This is a genomic window from Neisseria weixii, assembly GCF_042658245.1.
In the GTDB taxonomy this organism is placed as follows: Bacteria; Pseudomonadota; Gammaproteobacteria; order Burkholderiales; family Neisseriaceae; genus Neisseria; species Neisseria weixii.
The window spans coordinates 1-16,260 of record NZ_JBHSPY010000039.1 but is presented as its reverse complement, the minus strand read 5'-3'; the positions used below and the strand labels follow the sequence as shown (position 1 = coordinate 16,260).

Annotated in this window: 14 protein-coding genes and 1 pseudogene; 10 read left to right on the top strand and 5 right to left on the bottom strand. The window is 47.8% G+C overall.

Annotation, left to right across the window (positions count from 1 at the left end):
• Positions 1-322 precede the first annotated feature (322 nt).
• Together ACFPVS_RS12470 and uvrC are read left to right on the top strand one after the other, a co-directional pair.
• The gene (locus ACFPVS_RS12470; protein WP_198345245.1) at positions 323-670 is read left to right on the top strand and encodes a thioredoxin family protein; all 348 of its coding nucleotides are present in this window, start codon (positions 323-325) and stop codon (positions 668-670) included.
• 301 nt (positions 671-971) lie between these two features.
• Positions 972-2,813 carry an excinuclease ABC subunit UvrC gene (uvrC, locus tag ACFPVS_RS12465; RefSeq protein WP_096295312.1) on the top strand — a complete coding sequence of 614 codons (1,842 nt, stop codon included), beginning with the start codon at positions 972-974 and terminating at the stop codon, positions 2,811-2,813.
• A gap of 659 nt (positions 2,814-3,472) precedes the next feature.
• On the opposite strand, the pseudogene ACFPVS_RS12460 reads toward uvrC, so the two are convergent.
• Positions 3,473-4,699: pseudogene (locus ACFPVS_RS12460) on the bottom strand (D-alanyl-D-alanine carboxypeptidase family protein); the annotation flags it as partial.
• A 323-nt stretch (positions 4,700-5,022) separates the two neighbouring features.
• Between ACFPVS_RS12460 and ilvA the strand changes: the two are divergent.
• Entirely contained in the window at positions 5,023-6,549 is a 1,527-nt protein-coding gene (gene ilvA, locus ACFPVS_RS12455) for a threonine ammonia-lyase, biosynthetic (protein ID WP_096295311.1), read from the top strand.
• Positions 6,550-6,708: 159 nt separating this feature from the next.
• On the opposite strand, the gene ung is transcribed toward ilvA, so the two are convergent.
• Complete coding sequence (gene ung, locus ACFPVS_RS12450) at positions 6,709-7,368, bottom strand: uracil-DNA glycosylase (protein WP_096295310.1); 660 nt, start codon at positions 7,366-7,368, stop codon at positions 6,709-6,711.
• Positions 7,369-7,511: 143 nt separating this feature from the next.
• On the opposite strand from ung, the gene ACFPVS_RS12445 reads away from it, so the two are divergent.
• Positions 7,512-7,781 carry a YihD family protein gene (locus ACFPVS_RS12445; protein WP_095503576.1) on the top strand — a complete coding sequence of 90 codons (270 nt, stop codon included), beginning with the start codon at positions 7,512-7,514 and terminating at the stop codon, positions 7,779-7,781.
• Between the two features lie 41 nt (positions 7,782-7,822).
• Here the strand turns inward: ACFPVS_RS12445 and ACFPVS_RS12440 are convergent, their stop codons facing one another.
• On the bottom strand, positions 7,823-8,548 hold the full coding sequence (locus ACFPVS_RS12440) for a hypothetical protein (RefSeq protein WP_123804962.1): 726 nt from the start codon (positions 8,546-8,548) through the stop codon (positions 7,823-7,825).
• Between the two features lie 234 nt (positions 8,549-8,782).
• Positions 8,783-9,793, bottom strand: coding sequence for a tryptophan--tRNA ligase (gene trpS, locus ACFPVS_RS12435; RefSeq protein ID WP_378595824.1), 1,011 nt, complete (start codon positions 9,791-9,793; stop codon positions 8,783-8,785).
• Between the two features lie 316 nt (positions 9,794-10,109).
• Between trpS and ACFPVS_RS12430 the strand changes: the two genes are divergently transcribed.
• Positions 10,110-10,379: a bacteriocin gene (locus ACFPVS_RS12430; protein WP_096295308.1), complete on the top strand. Its 270-nt coding sequence runs from the start codon at positions 10,110-10,112 to the stop codon at positions 10,377-10,379.
• A 465-nt stretch (positions 10,380-10,844) separates the two neighbouring features.
• Here ACFPVS_RS12430 and ACFPVS_RS12425 read toward each other — a convergent pair whose 3' ends face one another.
• On the bottom strand, positions 10,845-11,231 hold the full coding sequence (locus tag ACFPVS_RS12425; protein WP_378595825.1) for an IS1595 family transposase: 387 nt from the start codon (positions 11,229-11,231) through the stop codon (positions 10,845-10,847).
• 713 nt (positions 11,232-11,944) lie between these two features.
• Between ACFPVS_RS12425 and clpB the strand changes: the two genes are divergently transcribed.
• From clpB to ACFPVS_RS12400, 5 genes are all read left to right on the top strand, one after another.
• Positions 11,945-14,518 carry an ATP-dependent chaperone ClpB gene (gene clpB, locus ACFPVS_RS12420; RefSeq protein ID WP_378595823.1) on the top strand — a complete coding sequence of 858 codons (2,574 nt, stop codon included), beginning with the start codon at positions 11,945-11,947 and terminating at the stop codon, positions 14,516-14,518.
• Between the two features lie 153 nt (positions 14,519-14,671).
• The gene (locus tag ACFPVS_RS12415; protein ID WP_096295307.1) at positions 14,672-15,166 is read left to right on the top strand and encodes a hypothetical protein; all 495 of its coding nucleotides are present in this window, start codon (positions 14,672-14,674) and stop codon (positions 15,164-15,166) included.
• A 209-nt stretch (positions 15,167-15,375) separates the two neighbouring features.
• Complete coding sequence (locus tag ACFPVS_RS12410) at positions 15,376-15,603, top strand: hypothetical protein (protein ID WP_198345244.1); 228 nt, start codon at positions 15,376-15,378, stop codon at positions 15,601-15,603.
• Entirely contained in the window at positions 15,555-15,968 is a 414-nt protein-coding gene (locus tag ACFPVS_RS12405; RefSeq protein WP_232507389.1) for a transporter substrate-binding domain-containing protein, read from the top strand. Before ACFPVS_RS12410 ends, ACFPVS_RS12405 begins: the two co-directional genes overlap by 49 nt.
• Positions 15,952-16,143, top strand: a complete 192-nt coding sequence (locus tag ACFPVS_RS12400; protein WP_198345243.1) for a type 2 periplasmic-binding domain-containing protein — start codon at positions 15,952-15,954, stop codon at positions 16,141-16,143. Before ACFPVS_RS12405 ends, ACFPVS_RS12400 begins: the two co-directional genes overlap by 17 nt.
• Positions 16,144-16,260 lie beyond the last annotated feature (117 nt).

The following is a 16,260-nucleotide window of genomic DNA, read 5'->3' as shown; positions in this document are numbered from 1 at the left end:
TTAAAATCTAGTCTTTGGCGTTTTTTCATAGTAAGTGTAAACTACCACAAAATATACCTATTGACTAGCCTATCAAATTTCAAAGTGAGACACTACCCGGTTCTTTGTACAGTGGCTTTTCAGGAAGTTTTGCAAAGGTCTCTGCCTATTTATTTCAAACAGGGTATCCGTACTGATCATGAAGATTATATTGAGAACTGCAAATCAGTTCTGCCAACGACCTATAAATGCCCAGAACCGTTGCGCGCTGTCTGAAAACATTGTTTCAGACGGCATTTTCTTTATCTTTTATATATAATAAGGCCGTCTGAAAAGGAAATCCATGTTTGAGATGACTACTTATCCGTTAGCCCAAGCGCTCGAAATCATCGCTACTGCTCCGCAAGCTTTGCTGTATCTTTCCGGTACGGATTGCGGCGTGTGCCATGTGATGAAACCGCGCGTGCAGGCATTGGCTGAAAAGCATAAGCTGACGGCTTTGGAAATCGATTTGACCGAGCAAACCAAAGCAGCGTCAGCGTTTGAAATATTAACTATTCCGGCGGTGCTGCTGTATGCAAACGGTAAAGAATACCACCGCCAAGCGAGGTTTATCGATTTGCAAGCGCTTGGGAAGCAAATTGAGCAACCGCTGCCGGGTTATACCGATTATGCGGAAATCTTTAAATAGGCCGCGACGTTTACAAAACTCATTGAAAAGCCACCGTACAAAGAACCGGCGTCATTCCTGCGCAGACGGAAATTCATTTTTGAATATAGCAAACTATTGAACAGAATAAGTTTCTGAAATTTTAAGATGGATTCCCGCCTGCACGGGAATGACGGTTGTTTTGGTTTTGATTAATGGCTGATGGGGTTTGCAAAGGTCACAGGCCGTCTGAAAACAGTTTCAGACGGCATTCCCAGATTGAAAACCGCCGTTCCATCCCTATCTTTACCACCTGTCAAACCCTTACCAGACGAGCCGTTCCGTGAGCGAAATCGAAGACTTCAATCTAGATCTATTCTTAAAAAACCTGCCCAATTTACCGGGCGTATACCGCATGTTTGATGCGGAAAACAATGTGTTGTATGTCGGTAAAGCGGTGAATTTAAAGCGCAGGGTGCCGAGCTATTTTCAAAAAAACGATTTATCGCCGCGCATACGTTTGATGGTGAAACAGATTCATCATATCGAAACCACGGTGACGCGCAATGAAACCGAAGCTTTGATTTTGGAAAACAATTTCATCAAGGCCTTGTCGCCGAAATACAATATTTTGTTCCGTGACGATAAAAGCTATCCGTATTTGATGTTCAGCGGGCATGAGTTTCCGCAGATGGCGTATTACCGCGGCACGTTGAAAAAGCCGAATCAGTATTTCGGCCCGTATCCCAACGGCTATGCCGTGCGCGACAGTATTCAGATTTTGCAGAAAGTATTCAAACTGCGCACTTGCGAAGACAGCGTATTCGGGCATCGCGAACGCGCCTGCCTGCTTTATCAGATTAAACGCTGCTCGGGGCCTTGTGCCGGTCATATTTCGAAGGAAGATTATCGTGCCGATGTCAATCAGGCGGCCACGTTTCTCAATGGCAAAACCGACGAACTCACGCAGGTATTGCACCATAAAATGAATCGTGCGGCAGATATGCTGAATTTTGAAGAGGCAGCGAAATACCGCGACCAGATTCAGGCTTTGGGCGTGATTCAGAGCCGCCAGTATATCGACAGCAAAAATCCGAACAACCCCAACGACATTGATTTACTCGCCGCCGTAGTTTCAGACGGCTTCGTGTGTATCCATTGGGTGAGTGTGCGCGGCGGACGGCATGTCGGCGATAAGAGCTTTTTTCCCGATACGCGTCACGATCCGGAGCCCAACCTGCAGGATTACGCTGAAGCCTTCGTTGCCCAGCATTATTTGGGCAAAGACAAGCCCGACATCATCATCAGCAATTTCAGTTTGCCCGAAAGCCTGCAACAGGCTTTGATTGACGAGCAGGGCAGACAGATCCAGTTTGTCACCAAAACCATCGGCGAACGCAAAGTCTGGATGAAAATGGCCGAACAAAATGCGCGCATTGCCATCGGCCAGCGCCAGTTGCAGCAAAGCAGCCAGCAAAACCGCATCGAAGCATTGGCCAAAGTGCTGAACATGGATTCAGACGGCCTCAAACGCTTGGAATGCTTCGACATCAGCCACATGCAGGGCGAAGCGACCATCGCTTCCTGCGTGGTGTATGACGAACAGGCGATGCAATCTGGCCAATACCGCCGCTACAACATCACCACCGCCAAAGCCGGTGACGATTATGCCGCCATGCGCGAAGTGTTGATACGCCGCTACGGAAAAATGCAGCAGGCCGAAGCCAACGGCGAAGCAGTGAAATGGCCGGATGCCGTATTGATTGACGGCGGCAAAGGCCAAATCGGCGTGGCCGTGAACGTGTGGGAAGAATTGGGCTTGACCATTCCGCTCATCGGCATCGCAAAAGGCCCGGAGCGCAAAGCCGGTTTGGAAGAGTTGATTTTACCGTTTACCGGCGAAGTGTTCCGCCTGCCGCCGGATAGCCCGGCGCTGCACCTGCTGCAAACCGTGCGCGACGAATCGCACCGCTTTGCCATCACCGGACACCGCAAAAAACGCGACAAAGCACGCGTTACCTCATCGCTGACCGACATCCCCGGCGTAGGCAGCAAACGCCGCAAAGCCTTGCTGACCCGCTTTGGCGGCTTGCGTGGCGTGGCAGCAGCGAGCAAGGAAGATTTGGCGCAAGTGGAAGGCATCAGCAGCGCCTTGGCAGAAAAGATTTATGAGCATTTGCATTAGTATAGTGAAGAATGTCGGATACAAGTATCCAACCCTGCGTCGGCAGGGAAATGTCGGTGTCGAAGGCGGTGCCGTGTCATTACAGCAGCGCAGAAAGCGCAGACATATTATGAAGATAGGCAAGCTTTCGAGCAGTACATAACGAAGAAATGTGCCAAAGATGGGGGAGTTTGCACGGCTGTAGAACATGCTAGCGTTGTTTACACTTTTTCTTTTTTACCTGAAGAGCCATTTGGGGATTGTTGAGTGTTGTCAAGGATTACGAAAGGTACGGCAAAGCCGCATGGTGCTTGATCATACTCAAAAATCCTAAAACAATCATTCAGACAAAAAATAAAAGCCGTTTGCATAAAAATAAAAAATGTAAATAAACCGACGATTTCCTATCTCAGGCCGTCTGAAATATATCTGTTCGGACGGCCCGGTTTCATGGCGAAATCTAATAAAATTTATTTCGCTGCAGAAGCGGCGTTAGGAGCCGTTGCGCTGGCTGTTGTGTTGCTTGGCATGGAAGCAGCAGAAGCAGCTTCAGGCATGGCGGCGGAAGCGGTAACAGATTCTGCGGCTTGTGATGCCGGTGCTGTGGCGGGTTCGCTGGCCGGAGCGGGTGCGGCTTTTGGTTTGTCAGAAGAAGCAGGTTTATCGGTTACGCTGCTGCCGAATGCGGTCTTGAACCACAAGACAATACTGTCCCATGTGCGGCTGAACCAGCTGCCTTCGTCAACGCTGTTGAGCGCGACCACATCTTTTTCCGCCACGACTTCATTGTCTTTCATCAGCTTGAGTTTGCCCAAGATTTGGCCTTTTTCAATCGGCGCCAATACGGGCTGCACGGTTTCTAAAATCGGTTTCAGGCTTCTACCGGTGTTGTGCGGGATGGTGATGTAGGTTTCATCGACAAAACCGATGTTCACGGCGTTGACCGCGCCTTTATACACTTTCACTTGCGAAATGGCTTCGTTGGCATTGTAAAGCTTCGGCGTGTCAAAGGCTTGCAATGCCCAGTTTAACAATTTTCCGCTCTCGGCCGCTCGTGCTTCGGTAGATTCGGTACCGACCACAACCGATACAATGCGGCGGCCGTTGCGTTTACTGGAAGCGGCCAAATTATAGCCGGCGCTTTCGGTATGTCCGGTTTTCAAACCATCGATGTTCGGGTCGCGGTAGAGCAGCAGGTTGCGGTTGGGTTGCTCGATATTGTTGTATTTGAAAGATTTAATCGAGAATACGGGGTAGTATTTGGGAAAATCTTTAATCAGTGCGGCCGACAGCAAAGCCAAATCGCTGACGGTGGAAACGTGGCCGTCTGAAGACAGACCGGTCGGGTTGTTGAAATGGGTGTTCTTCATGCCCAAAAGTTTGGCTTCTCCGTTCATTTGTTTGACGAATTCTTCCACCGAGCCGTTGCCCATGGCTTCGGCCAAGGTGATGGCGGCATCGTTGCCGGATTGAATCACCATACCTTTAATCAAATCGCTGACGCTGGCCGGCACATTCGGATTAAGGAACATGCGCGAGCCTTCGATTTTCCAGCCCTGATCGGATACGGTCAGCATTTGGTCGGCTTTTAAGGTACCGTTTTCCAAGGCTTTGAAAGTCAGGTAGGCAGTCATCATTTTGGTTAACGAAGCCGGCTCGATTTGGGTATCGGGATTATTGGAAGCCAAAATTTGATTGCTGTATAAATCTTTGACGATAAAGGCAGTGGCGGCGATTTCCGGTGGAGTGGTCGGGCTGTTGATGCTCGGCATCAAGATTTCCGGCTGCGCGGCGGAAGCGGCTTGGCCGGCCGGCGAGGGTGTGGTGTTGGCCGCAGGTTGCGGCGCGGCCAAGGCGTGGCTGCTTAATAATGCGGCTAAGGTCAGGCTCAATAGCGTTTTTTTCATAACTTAGGTTGTATCAATATTCGTTGGCGTAATGCGTAAAAAAGGCCGTCTGAAAAGCTGAATCGTGCAGTTGCGCAAGATTACATCGCAACAACTGGCTAAAAATCAGTAGGACAGAAAGCTGAATATTCAGACGGCCGCTAAAGGACAGCCGCACATTATACCGATTCGGGCTTGATTTGCTAAGATTTTTCTTGCGTTCAGACGGCCTGAGGGGTAAGGTTTTACCTTTTCGCTGTTTTGTTGACAAAGTTTGACGAAGATTTCGACGGCGATGGCTTAGTTATTTTGTAAATGATTGATTCTATATAGAATAGATACCCATGAACGCTCGCCCTTCCTATTCCGATTATCTGATTCGTATTTTGACCGCTTCCGTATACGATGTTGCGGTGGAAACCCCGTTGGAGCCTGCCCGTGGTTTGTCGGGCCGTCTGAACAACAATATCCTGCTCAAGCGTGAAGACTTGCAGCCGGTATTTTCATTCAAGATTCGCGGTGCCTACAACAAAATGGCCAAATTATCCAAAGAGGCCTTGGCCTGCGGTGTGATTGCGGCATCGGCGGGCAACCATGCGCAAGGTGTGGCATTGTCGGCACACCGTTTGGGTTGCCGTGCGGTTATTGTGATGCCGGAAACCACGCCGCAAATCAAAATCGATGCGGTGAAAAACCGTGGCGGCGAAGTGGTGTTGAAAGGCGTGTCGTATAACGATGCTTATGATTACGCAATGGAATTGGCGAAAAAAGACGGTTTGACCTACATCGCGCCGTTTGACGATCCCGATGTGATTGCCGGACAAGGCACGGCAGGCATGGAAATCGTGCGCCAGCGTGCGGATAAGATCGATGCTGTGTTTGTGCCGATCGGCGGCGGCGGTTTGGCGGCAGGGGTAGCGGCGTTTATCAAACAAGTGCGCCCTGATATTAAGGTTATCGGTGTGCAAACCGATGATTCCTGCTGCATGAAGCAGTCGATTGAAGAAGGCAAAATTGTGCCGCTGAAAGATGTCGGCCTGTTTTCCGACGGTACGGCGGTGAAAGTGGTGGGCGAAGAAACTTTCCGTTTGTGCAAAGAATTGCTCGACGGTGTGATTACCGTTGATACCGATGCCATTTGCGGCGCGATTAAAGATATTTTTGACGACACGCGCAGCATTATGGAGCCTGCCGGTGCGCTGGCCTTGGCCGGATTGAAAGCCTACATCGCCCGCAACGGTGTGCAAAACCAAACCTTAATCGCCGTTACCAGCGGCGCTAACATGAATTTCCACCGTCTTCGCCACGTTTCCGAGCGCAGTGAGCTGGGTGAGGGCAACGAAGGCATTTTTGGGGTAACGATTCCGGAGGAGCCGGGCAGCTTCCGTAAGTTTATTGATTTGCTGGGCAACCGCAACATCACCGAATTCAACTACCGCTACGGCAATGAACGCAACGCCCATGTATTTGTCGGCCTGCAAACCGCCGGTTCACGCGATTTGGCAACCATTCACGCTCAGCTCAACCATGCCGGCTTGCCGAATGTGGATTTGACCAACGATGAAATTTCTAAAATCCACATCCGCTACATGGTCGGCGGGCGCACCGACAAAGTAAAAAACGAACGCTTGGTCAGTTTTGAATTTCCGGAGCGCCCGGGTGCATTGGCACGCTTTCTGAACCATATGCAAAGCGACTGGAACATTACTTTGTTCCACTACCGCAACCATGGCGCCGATTACGGCCGCATTTTGGTCGGTATTGACGTGCCGCCTGCTGATGAAGCCGCGTTTAACGAATTTTTAGACAGCTTGGGTTATGTCTATCAAGACGAAACGGGTAACCAAGCCTATCAATTATTCTTGGCGTAAATGTAAAGGCCGTCTGAATGTTCAGACGGCCTTTATAATAGTCGTTTCAAATAAAAATAATACGGCGTTGCCAGCTCCCTTATGTACTACTTGTATACGGCGGTCGCTCTCGCCTTGTCTTATTTCTATTTTAAACGACTAAATTAATCTGTGAATTGATTAAACCTGCCAATCAATTTCCGCCAAGCCTTGCGCCTTTAAATACGCATTGGCTTGAGAGAAATGGCGGCAACCGAAAAAGCCGCGATACGCAGAAAGCGGCGACGGATGGGGCGCGGTCAACACCAAGTGACGGCTGCGGTCGATAAACGCGCCTTTTTTCTGTGCGTGGCTGCCCCACAGCATAAACACAATATGCTCGCGGTGTTCGTTAAGCTGGGCGATTACGCGGTCGGTGAAGCGTTCCCAGCCTAAAGGCGCGTGCGAATGCGCTTGTCCGGCGCGCACGGTCAACACCGTATTGAGCAGCAACACGCCTTGTTCCGCCCAGTGCTGCAAATAGCCGTGTTGCGGAATGTGAAAGCTTTCGATGTCGGTGGCCAATTCCTTATAAATGTTTGCCAAAGAAGGTGGAATCTGAATATCCGGCCGCACCGAAAACGACAAACCATGCGCCTGACCGGCACCGTGATACGGGTCTTGCCCTAAAATCACCACTTTCACCTGATGAAACTCGGTCGCCTTAAACGCATTAAACACATCAGCAGCAGGCGGATAAATTACCCGCCCGGCTTGCCGCTCTTGCTTGACCGTGTCGATAATGTGTCGGAAATAGGGCTGCTCTTTTTCCGCGCCGATGGCTTCGTGCCAAGTTTGCATAATCGTCTGCCTGTAAACACCAATGCCGCGGATTATAGCATTTTCAGACGGCCTGAAGGCTGTTTGAATGTGTTTTTGAACGGCGCCGATAAATCCATTAAAATAAACATAAACCCGCTTTCATTTACCCGAAAGGAAACATCATGCGTTCACACCGATTGCGCGAACTTTTAGAATTGCTCGAGCCTTATTGGAAACAAGAGCCGGAAATGCACTTAACCCAAATTTTGCAGAAAATTGCCGACGAAGCAGGTTTTGACAAGCCGGTTGCCGAGTTGACCGACGAAGTGATTATCTATCATTTGAAAATGCACGGTAAAGACAAAACCGCGCCTGTGCCGGGAATTGCCAAAGATTACCAAGAAGATTTCAAAACCGCATTGCTGCGTGCGCGTGGGATTTTGAAGGATTGAAAAAAGGCCGTCTGAAAATTATTCAGACGGTTTTCTCTAGACTAATCATTTTCACTTGCCGTAATAACTGCAAGCGTTTGGTTATCAGGGTTATATACGCTCAAACACCACACGCCCCACCAATCCAAGCCTTCATCGAAGTAATTGCTGAATAATGAATTTTCTTGGAAATTATCGGCATATGCTTGATGGCTAACCCAGTCCAAAATCTTGGCTTGAGATTGGTTTAATCCACATAAATCGCAGAAATCCAACCATAAAGCCAAACGTGCAGCTTCATCAATGTTTTGCAACTCATAGGGTGGGTGAATGAACTGATGGCAAAGCTGTGTGCCCCGGTTTTGTGTATATTCAACATGGTTTAAAGACATTTCGTCATAAGCTTGTTGAGCCGATAAAGGCGGTAATGGTGCACAAGACATGCGCTCGGGCATTAAGCGTAAAGTAAAGTATGCATCATCGTCTGCCATTTTCTTAAGCAAGCGTTGTTGGTCTTGTTGACGGCTTTTGGGATTGGGATGGGCTCGAATATTGTGTAGCTTATGAAGATTTTCTGTGTGTACATTTTGTCGTAAATCGTCGTATTGCGGACGAATCACGTTTTCAAAAAATGCGGTGACAGCAGCTTGTTGATCAGCTTCTGTGGGCGCAGTTGCTTGAGGCCATTTTTTAACGCTGAATTGAAAAGCGCAACCGGATTGTTGCATTCGATATATTAAATCTTGCTGTTGTGTTGTCATGAATAAGGGATTGTTGTGAAGAAGCATTTTTATTCCTTAAAAAAGCTTTCATGGATAAAAGGCCGTCTGAACATCAAATCGATTGTTCAGACGGCCTGAGACCTTTGCAAAACCCTAGATTTGAGTACAGTTCAAAGTTGTAGCAGCGCAGAAAGCGAAGACATATCACTTAGATAGGCAAGTTTTCGAGCAGCGCACAACGAAGAAATGTACCAAAGATAGGGATTTTGCAAAGGTCTCTGTCTTTGTTATGTTCAAACCTTATTTCAATGCACGGATACCCACAGCATCGCGCACTTCGTCCAGCAACACGCGCGCTTCTTTGCGGGCTTTGGCGGCACCGGCCTGCAAAATCTCTTCGATTTGGGCGGGATTGGCCGTCAGAGCCGCGTAGCGTTCGCGCGGTTCGGCCAATTCGGCGTTGATTTTGGCGGCCAACAGTTTTTTCGCTTCGCCCCAAGCCAAGCCTTCGGCGAGCATTTGGGTAAATTCGGTGGTTTCAGACGGCGTGGCAAAAGCTTTGTAGATTTCAAACAACGGGCTTTCGTCGGGCTGTTTCGGTTCGCCCGGCTCTTTCAGGTTGGTGATGATTTTGTTGACTGATTTTTGGGTTTTCTTGTTGTTTTCCCACAGCGGAATGGTGTTGCCGTAGGATTTTGACATTTTGCGGCCGTCCAAGCCGACCAGCAATTCAACCTGCTCGTCAATTTTCACTTCGGGCAGGGTGAACACTTCTTTAAAGCGGTGGTTGAAGCGGCCGGCAATGTCGCGCGCCATTTCGACGTGTTGGATTTGATCGCGGCCGACGGGAACTTCGTTGGCTTTAAACATCAAAATATCGGCGGTCATTAAAATCGGGTAACTGTATAAGCCCATTTCAATTTGGTGGTCTTGGTCTTCTTGGCCGTTGTTGAGATTATCCTGCACGGCGGCTTTGTAAGCATGGGCCCGGTTCATCAGGCCTTTGGCGGTGATACAGGTTAGAATCCAATTGAGCTCCATGATTTCAGGAATGTCGCTTTGGCGGTAAAACGTGGTGCGCTCGGGGTCAAGGCCGCAAGAAAGCCAAGTGGCGGCCACGGCTTGGGTGGATTCGTGAATCATTTCCGGATCGTGGCACTTGATGATGCCGTGGTAATCGGCGAGAAACAGGAAAGATTCGGTATCATCGGCTTGCGCGGCGCGGACAGCGGGGCGGATAGCGCCGACATAGTTGCCCAAGTGGGGAATACCGGTGGTGGTGACACCGGTGAGAACGCGTTTCTTGTTCATGGTGTTTCAAACTTTCTTTAAAAGAAAAGGCTTTCAGACGGCCTGAATAACCGAGGCTGTCTGAAAAATGATGGTTTTATCAGATTATACATCCTTCAAAAGCCACAATGTTCAACTTGTTGCACAAGCCAGATTCTTTAAATCATATTTACTCAAATGAAATAAATCAACTAATCGATACCAAACTTTAAAAAAAAAACAGATTAACGCAAAACTATTACCCGATAACAGACTCCTATGGTTTAAGAATTTTAGCAAAATAATTATTTGCTGATTCTTAAATTGTTTTAAACTTTACTCAATAGGAGATTTTACGATGAAAGTATTGAATTCAAATGAGCTGAATCAAGTGTCTGGCGGCTGGGTCGCCAATGCGTTAGGTGCCGCAGCAGGAGCATACGGAGCCGGATACGGCTATCTTGCCGGAGGCGGCAAAGATCCCAACAAATTTTTAGGAGCTGTAGCACTGGGAGGGCTTACTGGCGCAGTAAGTCCTGTGAACGGTATTCGTTCTGCCGCAAAGACAGCAGCTGTCTCATTTGGAGGTAGTGCCGCCACCACTGCAATTGGAAGCCCTTATTTTTAAATAAATGAAAAAAGATTTTCTATTCTTTTTTGTTATTTTGTTGTTAGTTGTTACCATAATAATGGGGTTAAAATACTTATTTCCTGATAGAGATATGTTTTACTGGCAGCTTGGGATAAGCTTAACTGCCGCAGTTATTGTCCGAAAACTGTTCAAATATTAACCCTCAATCTACAGGGAAGAATAATTTAATTCTTCCCTTTCTACAAAATAACTGAGCGTTATATGTCTAAGCATATATTCTTTATTCTCCTTAGAATATTTAGCGTAGTTATCATATTCCATTATCTGTTTGGAAAAATATTAGAAATGCCGCATTAATTTACCTTGAGTATATTCAGTCTCCTGAATTAGTTTCAGACGACTGTTCTAACTGTTAGAAATTATATTTACTTATAAAAAAAACAACAGGATATAAAGCATGTCGGATATACTGTATAAAACCTTAGGGGCTGTCCTAGAGAACTAGGCCAAACTTTCTCTTACCAATTGTTTTAAAATGGACAATTGAGACTTTATTTCACTGTTGTTAAAACGCCATTCGCACTCCTTCAAATACAGTTCAAAATGAACCTTGGGAATGCCGTTAAACTTACGCAAATGACGTTTTGCCTGATTCCAAAAGTCCTTAATACCGTTTATATGGTTTCGCCTGTCTGCAAAATGCGTGCTGTGATTGATGCGGAAATGGTTGAATTCGCTGGCATCCGGCACATCATAACTTTTGTAGCAATCCGTATAAACAATGCTGTCGGGCTTAACCCGTTCCCGGATAATCGGCAGCAAAGTAACGGTTTGGTGTTCGGAACGGCTACGGTATAAACCCTGCCGTCTCGCTTTAACAGTCCGGATACCGCTACTTTTCCGGCCGGACCGCGACCGCGCCTGCCTTTTCTGTACCCGCCGAAATAGCTTTCGCCGGCTTCGGCTTCACTGTCGAACATTTCCGAATGCGGGCTGTTTTGGTAAATCAGCAGACGCAAACGGTGAAAGTAGTAAGCGGCAGTATTTCGATGGGTACCTACTAATTCCGCTGCGGTTCCGGCGGTTACTCCAGCAACAAACAGCCCGATTAGCTTTTGTTGTTTTGATTGGCTTAAGCGGCTTTTCTTCATACAGGTTATTTTAAATGTTTTTGAATAACCCTAGTTATCTAGGGAAGCCCCAAACCTTATTTGTCTGCCTGAGCGTTTTACAGATAATGCTTGTCGGCGGAGTCTTGCTTGGAGCATATGTTTTTTACAAACTTGTTATGAAGTTCAGAAAAAACCGATACTGGCCTTTGCATTACAAATAAGTGCGACAGTTGTCATCAGCTATCTTTTTTTCAAAATTATGCAGATACATAAGTAATTGGCTGCATAAATAACGTAAAAAGCCGTCTGAAATATTTTCAGACGGCTTTTTTGTTGTATCTAATAAAAGTTATACACAATTAATAATAATATAAAACAGCAAGTTGTAAATATTTTTTTTAAAATAGGTAATTTGGTATTGAGTTATCCACAGATGGCTTTATATATATATAGGGAATAATAGAAATTTCTACGAGAAGGAAACAAAAGATGAGATTCGACAAACTTACCGCAAAATTCCAACAAGCCCTGCAGGAAAGCCAAAGCCTTGCCTTGGCGGCAGACAACGGCTATTTGGAAGCGGGACATGTTTTAAAAGCATTATTAGACGATCAAAACAGCGGCGCGGCGGCTTTGCTGGCACATGCGGGTGTGAATGTGGCGCAGGTGAAAAGTGGCCTGCAAACTTTGCTGGGCAGCCTGCCGAAAATATCGGGCAACGGCGGCGAGATTTTGCCGAGCCGTGAATTGCAGGCGGTATTGAACCTGATGGACAAAGCCGCGATGAAACGCGGTGATGCCTATATTGCCAGCGAATTGTTTTTGTTGGCTTTGGTGCAGCAAAACGATGCTACCGGCAAAGTGTTGAAAAACGCCGGTGCGACCGAACAAAACATCAATGCGGCGATTGATGCCGTGCGTGGGGGACAAACCGTGAATGATGCCAATGCAGAAGACCAACGCGAAGCCTTGAAAAAATATACTACCGATTTGACCCAGCGCGCCCGTGAAGGCAAGCTGGATCCGGTGATTGGCCGCGACGATGAAATCCGCCGAGTGATTCAGGTGTTGCAACGCCGTACCAAAAACAATCCGGTATTGATTGGTGAACCGGGCGTGGGTAAAACCGCGATTGTAGAAGGCTTGGCGCAGCGCATTGTCAATGGCGAAGTGCCGGAATCTTTGCGCGGCAAGCGCTTGCTGGTGCTGGACTTGGCGGCATTGATTGCCGGTGCGAAATACCGCGGCGAATTTGAGGAACGCTTGAAAGCCGTGTTGAACGATTTGGCCAAAGATGATGGTAACACACTGATTTTCATCGATGAAATTCACACTTTGGTCGGCGCGGGCAAAACAGATGGCGCAATGGACGCAGGCAATATGTTGAAACCGGCTTTGGCGCGTGGCGAATTACACTGTATCGGCGCGACCACCTTAGACGAATACCGCCAATATATTGAGAAAGATGCCGCGTTGGAACGTCGTTTCCAAAAAGTATTGGTTGGCGAGCCGAGCGTGGAAGACACGGTAGCGATTTTGCGCGGTTTGCAAGAGCGTTACGAAATCCACCACGGCATCGACATTACCGACCCGGCGATTGTGGCCGCTGCCGAATTGAGCGACCGATACATCACCGACCGTTTCCTGCCCGATAAAGCCATTGATCTGATTGATGAAGCCGCCAGCCGCATCAAAATGGAATTGGATTCTAAACCGGAGCAGATGGACAAACTCGACCGCCGCATAATCCAGTTGAAAATGGAAAAAATGCACGTTGAGAAAGAAAGCGACGAAGCCAGCAAAAAACGCTTGGAATTGATCGACGAAGAAATCGACGGTTTGCAAAAAGAATATGCCGATTTGGACGAAATCTGGAAAGCAGAAAAAGCCGCATCGTCAAGCTCGGCCGACCTCAAAAAACAAATCGATGATTTGAAAGTGAAAATCGAGCAGGCCAAACGCAGCGGCGATTATGCCAAAGCGTCTGAGTTGGAATATGGCGAGTTGCCGAAATTGAGCGAGCAATTGGCCGCAGCCGAGAGCAATCCGGAAACCAAAAAAGCCAACAAGCTTTTCCGCACCGAAGTGGGCGCGGACGAAGTGGCCGAAATCGTTTCGCGCATGACCGGCATTCCGGTGGCGAAAATGATGGAAGGCGAGCGCGAGAAATTGCTGAAGATGGAAGATGTATTGCATCAGCGCGTGGTCGGTCAAGACGAAGCCGTGCGTGCCGTGGCCGACGCCATCCGCCGCAGCCGCAGCGGCTTGGCCGACCCGAACAAACCATACGGCAGCTTCTTGTTCTTAGGCCCGACCGGTGTGGGTAAAACCGAGTTGTGCAAAACGCTGGCAGGTTTCTTGTTCGACAGCGAAGACCATTTAATCCGTATTGATATGTCGGAATACATGGAAAAACACAGCATCGCCCGCTTAATCGGTGCGCCTCCGGGTTATGTCGGCTACGAAGAAGGCGGCTACCTTACCGAGCAAGTCCGCCGCAAACCGTATAGCGTGATTTTGCTGGACGAAGTCGAAAAAGCGCATCCGGATGTGTTCAACATCTTGCTGCAAGTGTTGGACGACGGCCGCCTGACCGACGGACAAGGCCGCACGGTTGACTTCAAAAACACCGTGGTGGTGATGACCTCGAATATCGGCAGCCAGCACATTCAGCAAATGGGCACCGCTGATTACGATGCGCTCAAAGAAGTGGTGATGGAAGACGTGAAAGAGCATTTCCGCCCAGAACTGATTAACCGCATTGACGAAGTGGTCGTGTTCCACGGTTTGGCGCAGGAACACATCCGCAGCATTGCCAAAATCCAGCTGCGCGGTTTGGAAAAACGCTTGGCGGCGCAAGACTTGCACTTGCGTGTGTCTGATGCGGCGTTGGACATCATCGCCGAAGCCGGTTTCGATCCGGTATATGGCGCCCGTCCGCTGAAACGCGCGATTCAAGCCGAGATCGAGAACCCGCTGGCCAAAGCCTTGTTGTCAGGCCGCTACGCACCCGAGAGCGTGATCAACGTGACTGCTGACGGCGACCATTTGGCATTTGAATAAACTGAGTTAATTAAGCATTAATTGCTTTAGCAGGCCGTCTGAAAGAGCATCATCTTTCAGACGGCCTTTTTATTTTTTTTTAATAAGAATAGATTTCATTATTATTTTAATTTAAGATAAGCACCATAGCGTTTTATCGATGGAGTAGTGCGCATGAAATTCAATTTTCCCATTGCCGTCAATATACACGAATTTCTGAAAACCGGCCGTTTTGATTACATTGAAATCGGCCAGAGCGATGAGCAGATTTTGCAGATGTTCCCCGATCCCGATTGCACGTCGCGGGGCTTAATCGTCAAACAAGGTTTGAGTATTTGGCTTTACGGCAACGTCGAATTTCATTTTTCAGACGGCATATTGAACCAAATCCGCTTGGAACAGCTGCCTTTTGGCAGCTTAGACGGCGGGCGTTCGATTTTGCTGCATCCGTGGCTATTTGGTCAGCCTGAAAAACTGAATTTGAATTTTGTGCTCAAGCAATTAATCCGCCATCACATCGATTTTTTCAAAATTGAAGATGCAGCCAACGTGATTTTGCGCCTGCAAAGCGGTGTGGATCTGGTATTTGAAAAAGACGGGCAGCAGCGTTTGAATACGGTGTGTAAACGCAAGGCGGCATTACCGCAATGGTTGCTGGAGGCCGTCTGAACAAATTTAAATGATATTGAATAGTGAATAAAAGGCGTAAGGCGTTATGGGTTTGACTATTTTTTAAAATTAATTGAAATAATCTACTAAAATAAGAAAGACGATATTTTAATCATTTTTTAAAAACGAAATGAAATTGCTTAAAATGAATTTCTCATCTTTGTGTGCCAAGGTTAAAATAACGCACGAGTAAACCCTAAGGAAAAATGATGAGAAAATTATTGATGGCTGCCGTGTTGTCGGCGTTGGCTGTTCAAGCACATGCCGCTACCGCACCGGATACATTGGCCAAAGTGATGAAAAACAAAGAATTGCTGGTGTGTTCGCCGGGTGATTACAAGCCTTCAGTTTTGACAATAACGGCAGATTTGAAGGCATCGACAACGATTTGGCCGAACGTTTGGCGCAAAGCATGGGCGCGAGAGTCAAGATTGTGAAAAGCAGTTGGCCGACCTTGATTGCCGATTTCAAATCAAAATGTGATTTGGGCGTGGGCAGCATTTCGATTACTTTGCCACGCCAGAAGCAAGCGTTGATGAGCGAACCGTATTTTACTAATGGCAAAACGCCGCTGATGCGCTGCGAAGATGTGTCCAAATACCAAACGGCTGAACAAATCAACCAGCCGCATGTGCGCATTGTGGCCAATCCGGGCGGCAGCAATGAAAATTATGCCCGCACGGTATTGACCAACGCCAAGCTGACCATGCATCCGGAAAACTTGACCATTTTTGATGAGGTGATACAAGGACGGGCGGATGTGTTTGTGACAGGCAGCCGAAGCGATGGTGAAAGCCTATGAACACAAAGGCGTGCTGTGCGGAGTAAATCCTGATAAACCGCTGCGTCCGGCGCAAAATGCTTGGCTGATTCGTGACAACGATTTCCGCTTTAAAGCCTATGCCGACCAATTCTTGCGTTTGGAAAAATTATCCGGCGGATTGGATCAAACCATCCAACGTTGGTTGCCGCGCTAAGTTTCAAATATATAAAAAGGCCGAGACCTTTGCGAAATACCGGCCATCCCATCCAAACGGTTACCTGAACAATCAGGTAACCGTTTTTTCATTTTCAGACGTGTTTCCCGTCCGTAT

Bases quoted from the DNA above. Each gene is read 5' to 3' on its own strand.
- ACFPVS_RS12430 (WP_096295308.1), top strand. From the start codon at position 10,110: ATGAAAGTATTGAATTCAAATGAGCTGAATCAAGTGTCTGGCGGCTGG.
- ACFPVS_RS12410 (WP_198345244.1), top strand. From the start codon at position 15,376: ATGAGAAAATTATTGATGGCTGCCGTGTTGTCGGCGTTGGCTGTTCAA.
- trpS (WP_378595824.1), bottom strand. From the start codon at position 9,793: ATGAACAAGAAACGCGTTCTCACCGGTGTCACCACCACCGGTATTCCC.
- ACFPVS_RS12440 (WP_123804962.1), bottom strand. From the start codon at position 8,548: ATGCTTCTTCACAACAATCCCTTATTCATGACAACACAACAGCAAGAT.
- ACFPVS_RS12470 (WP_198345245.1), top strand. From the start codon at position 323: ATGTTTGAGATGACTACTTATCCGTTAGCCCAAGCGCTCGAAATCATC.
- ACFPVS_RS12400 (WP_198345243.1), top strand. From the start codon at position 15,952: ATGGTGAAAGCCTATGAACACAAAGGCGTGCTGTGCGGAGTAAATCCT.
- clpB (WP_378595823.1), top strand. From the start codon at position 11,945: ATGAGATTCGACAAACTTACCGCAAAATTCCAACAAGCCCTGCAGGAA.
- ilvA (WP_096295311.1), top strand. From the start codon at position 5,023: ATGAACGCTCGCCCTTCCTATTCCGATTATCTGATTCGTATTTTGACC.
- ACFPVS_RS12415 (WP_096295307.1), top strand. From the start codon at position 14,672: ATGAAATTCAATTTTCCCATTGCCGTCAATATACACGAATTTCTGAAA.
- ACFPVS_RS12445 (WP_095503576.1), top strand. From the start codon at position 7,512: ATGCGTTCACACCGATTGCGCGAACTTTTAGAATTGCTCGAGCCTTAT.
- ung (WP_096295310.1), bottom strand. From the start codon at position 7,368: ATGCAAACTTGGCACGAAGCCATCGGCGCGGAAAAAGAGCAGCCCTAT.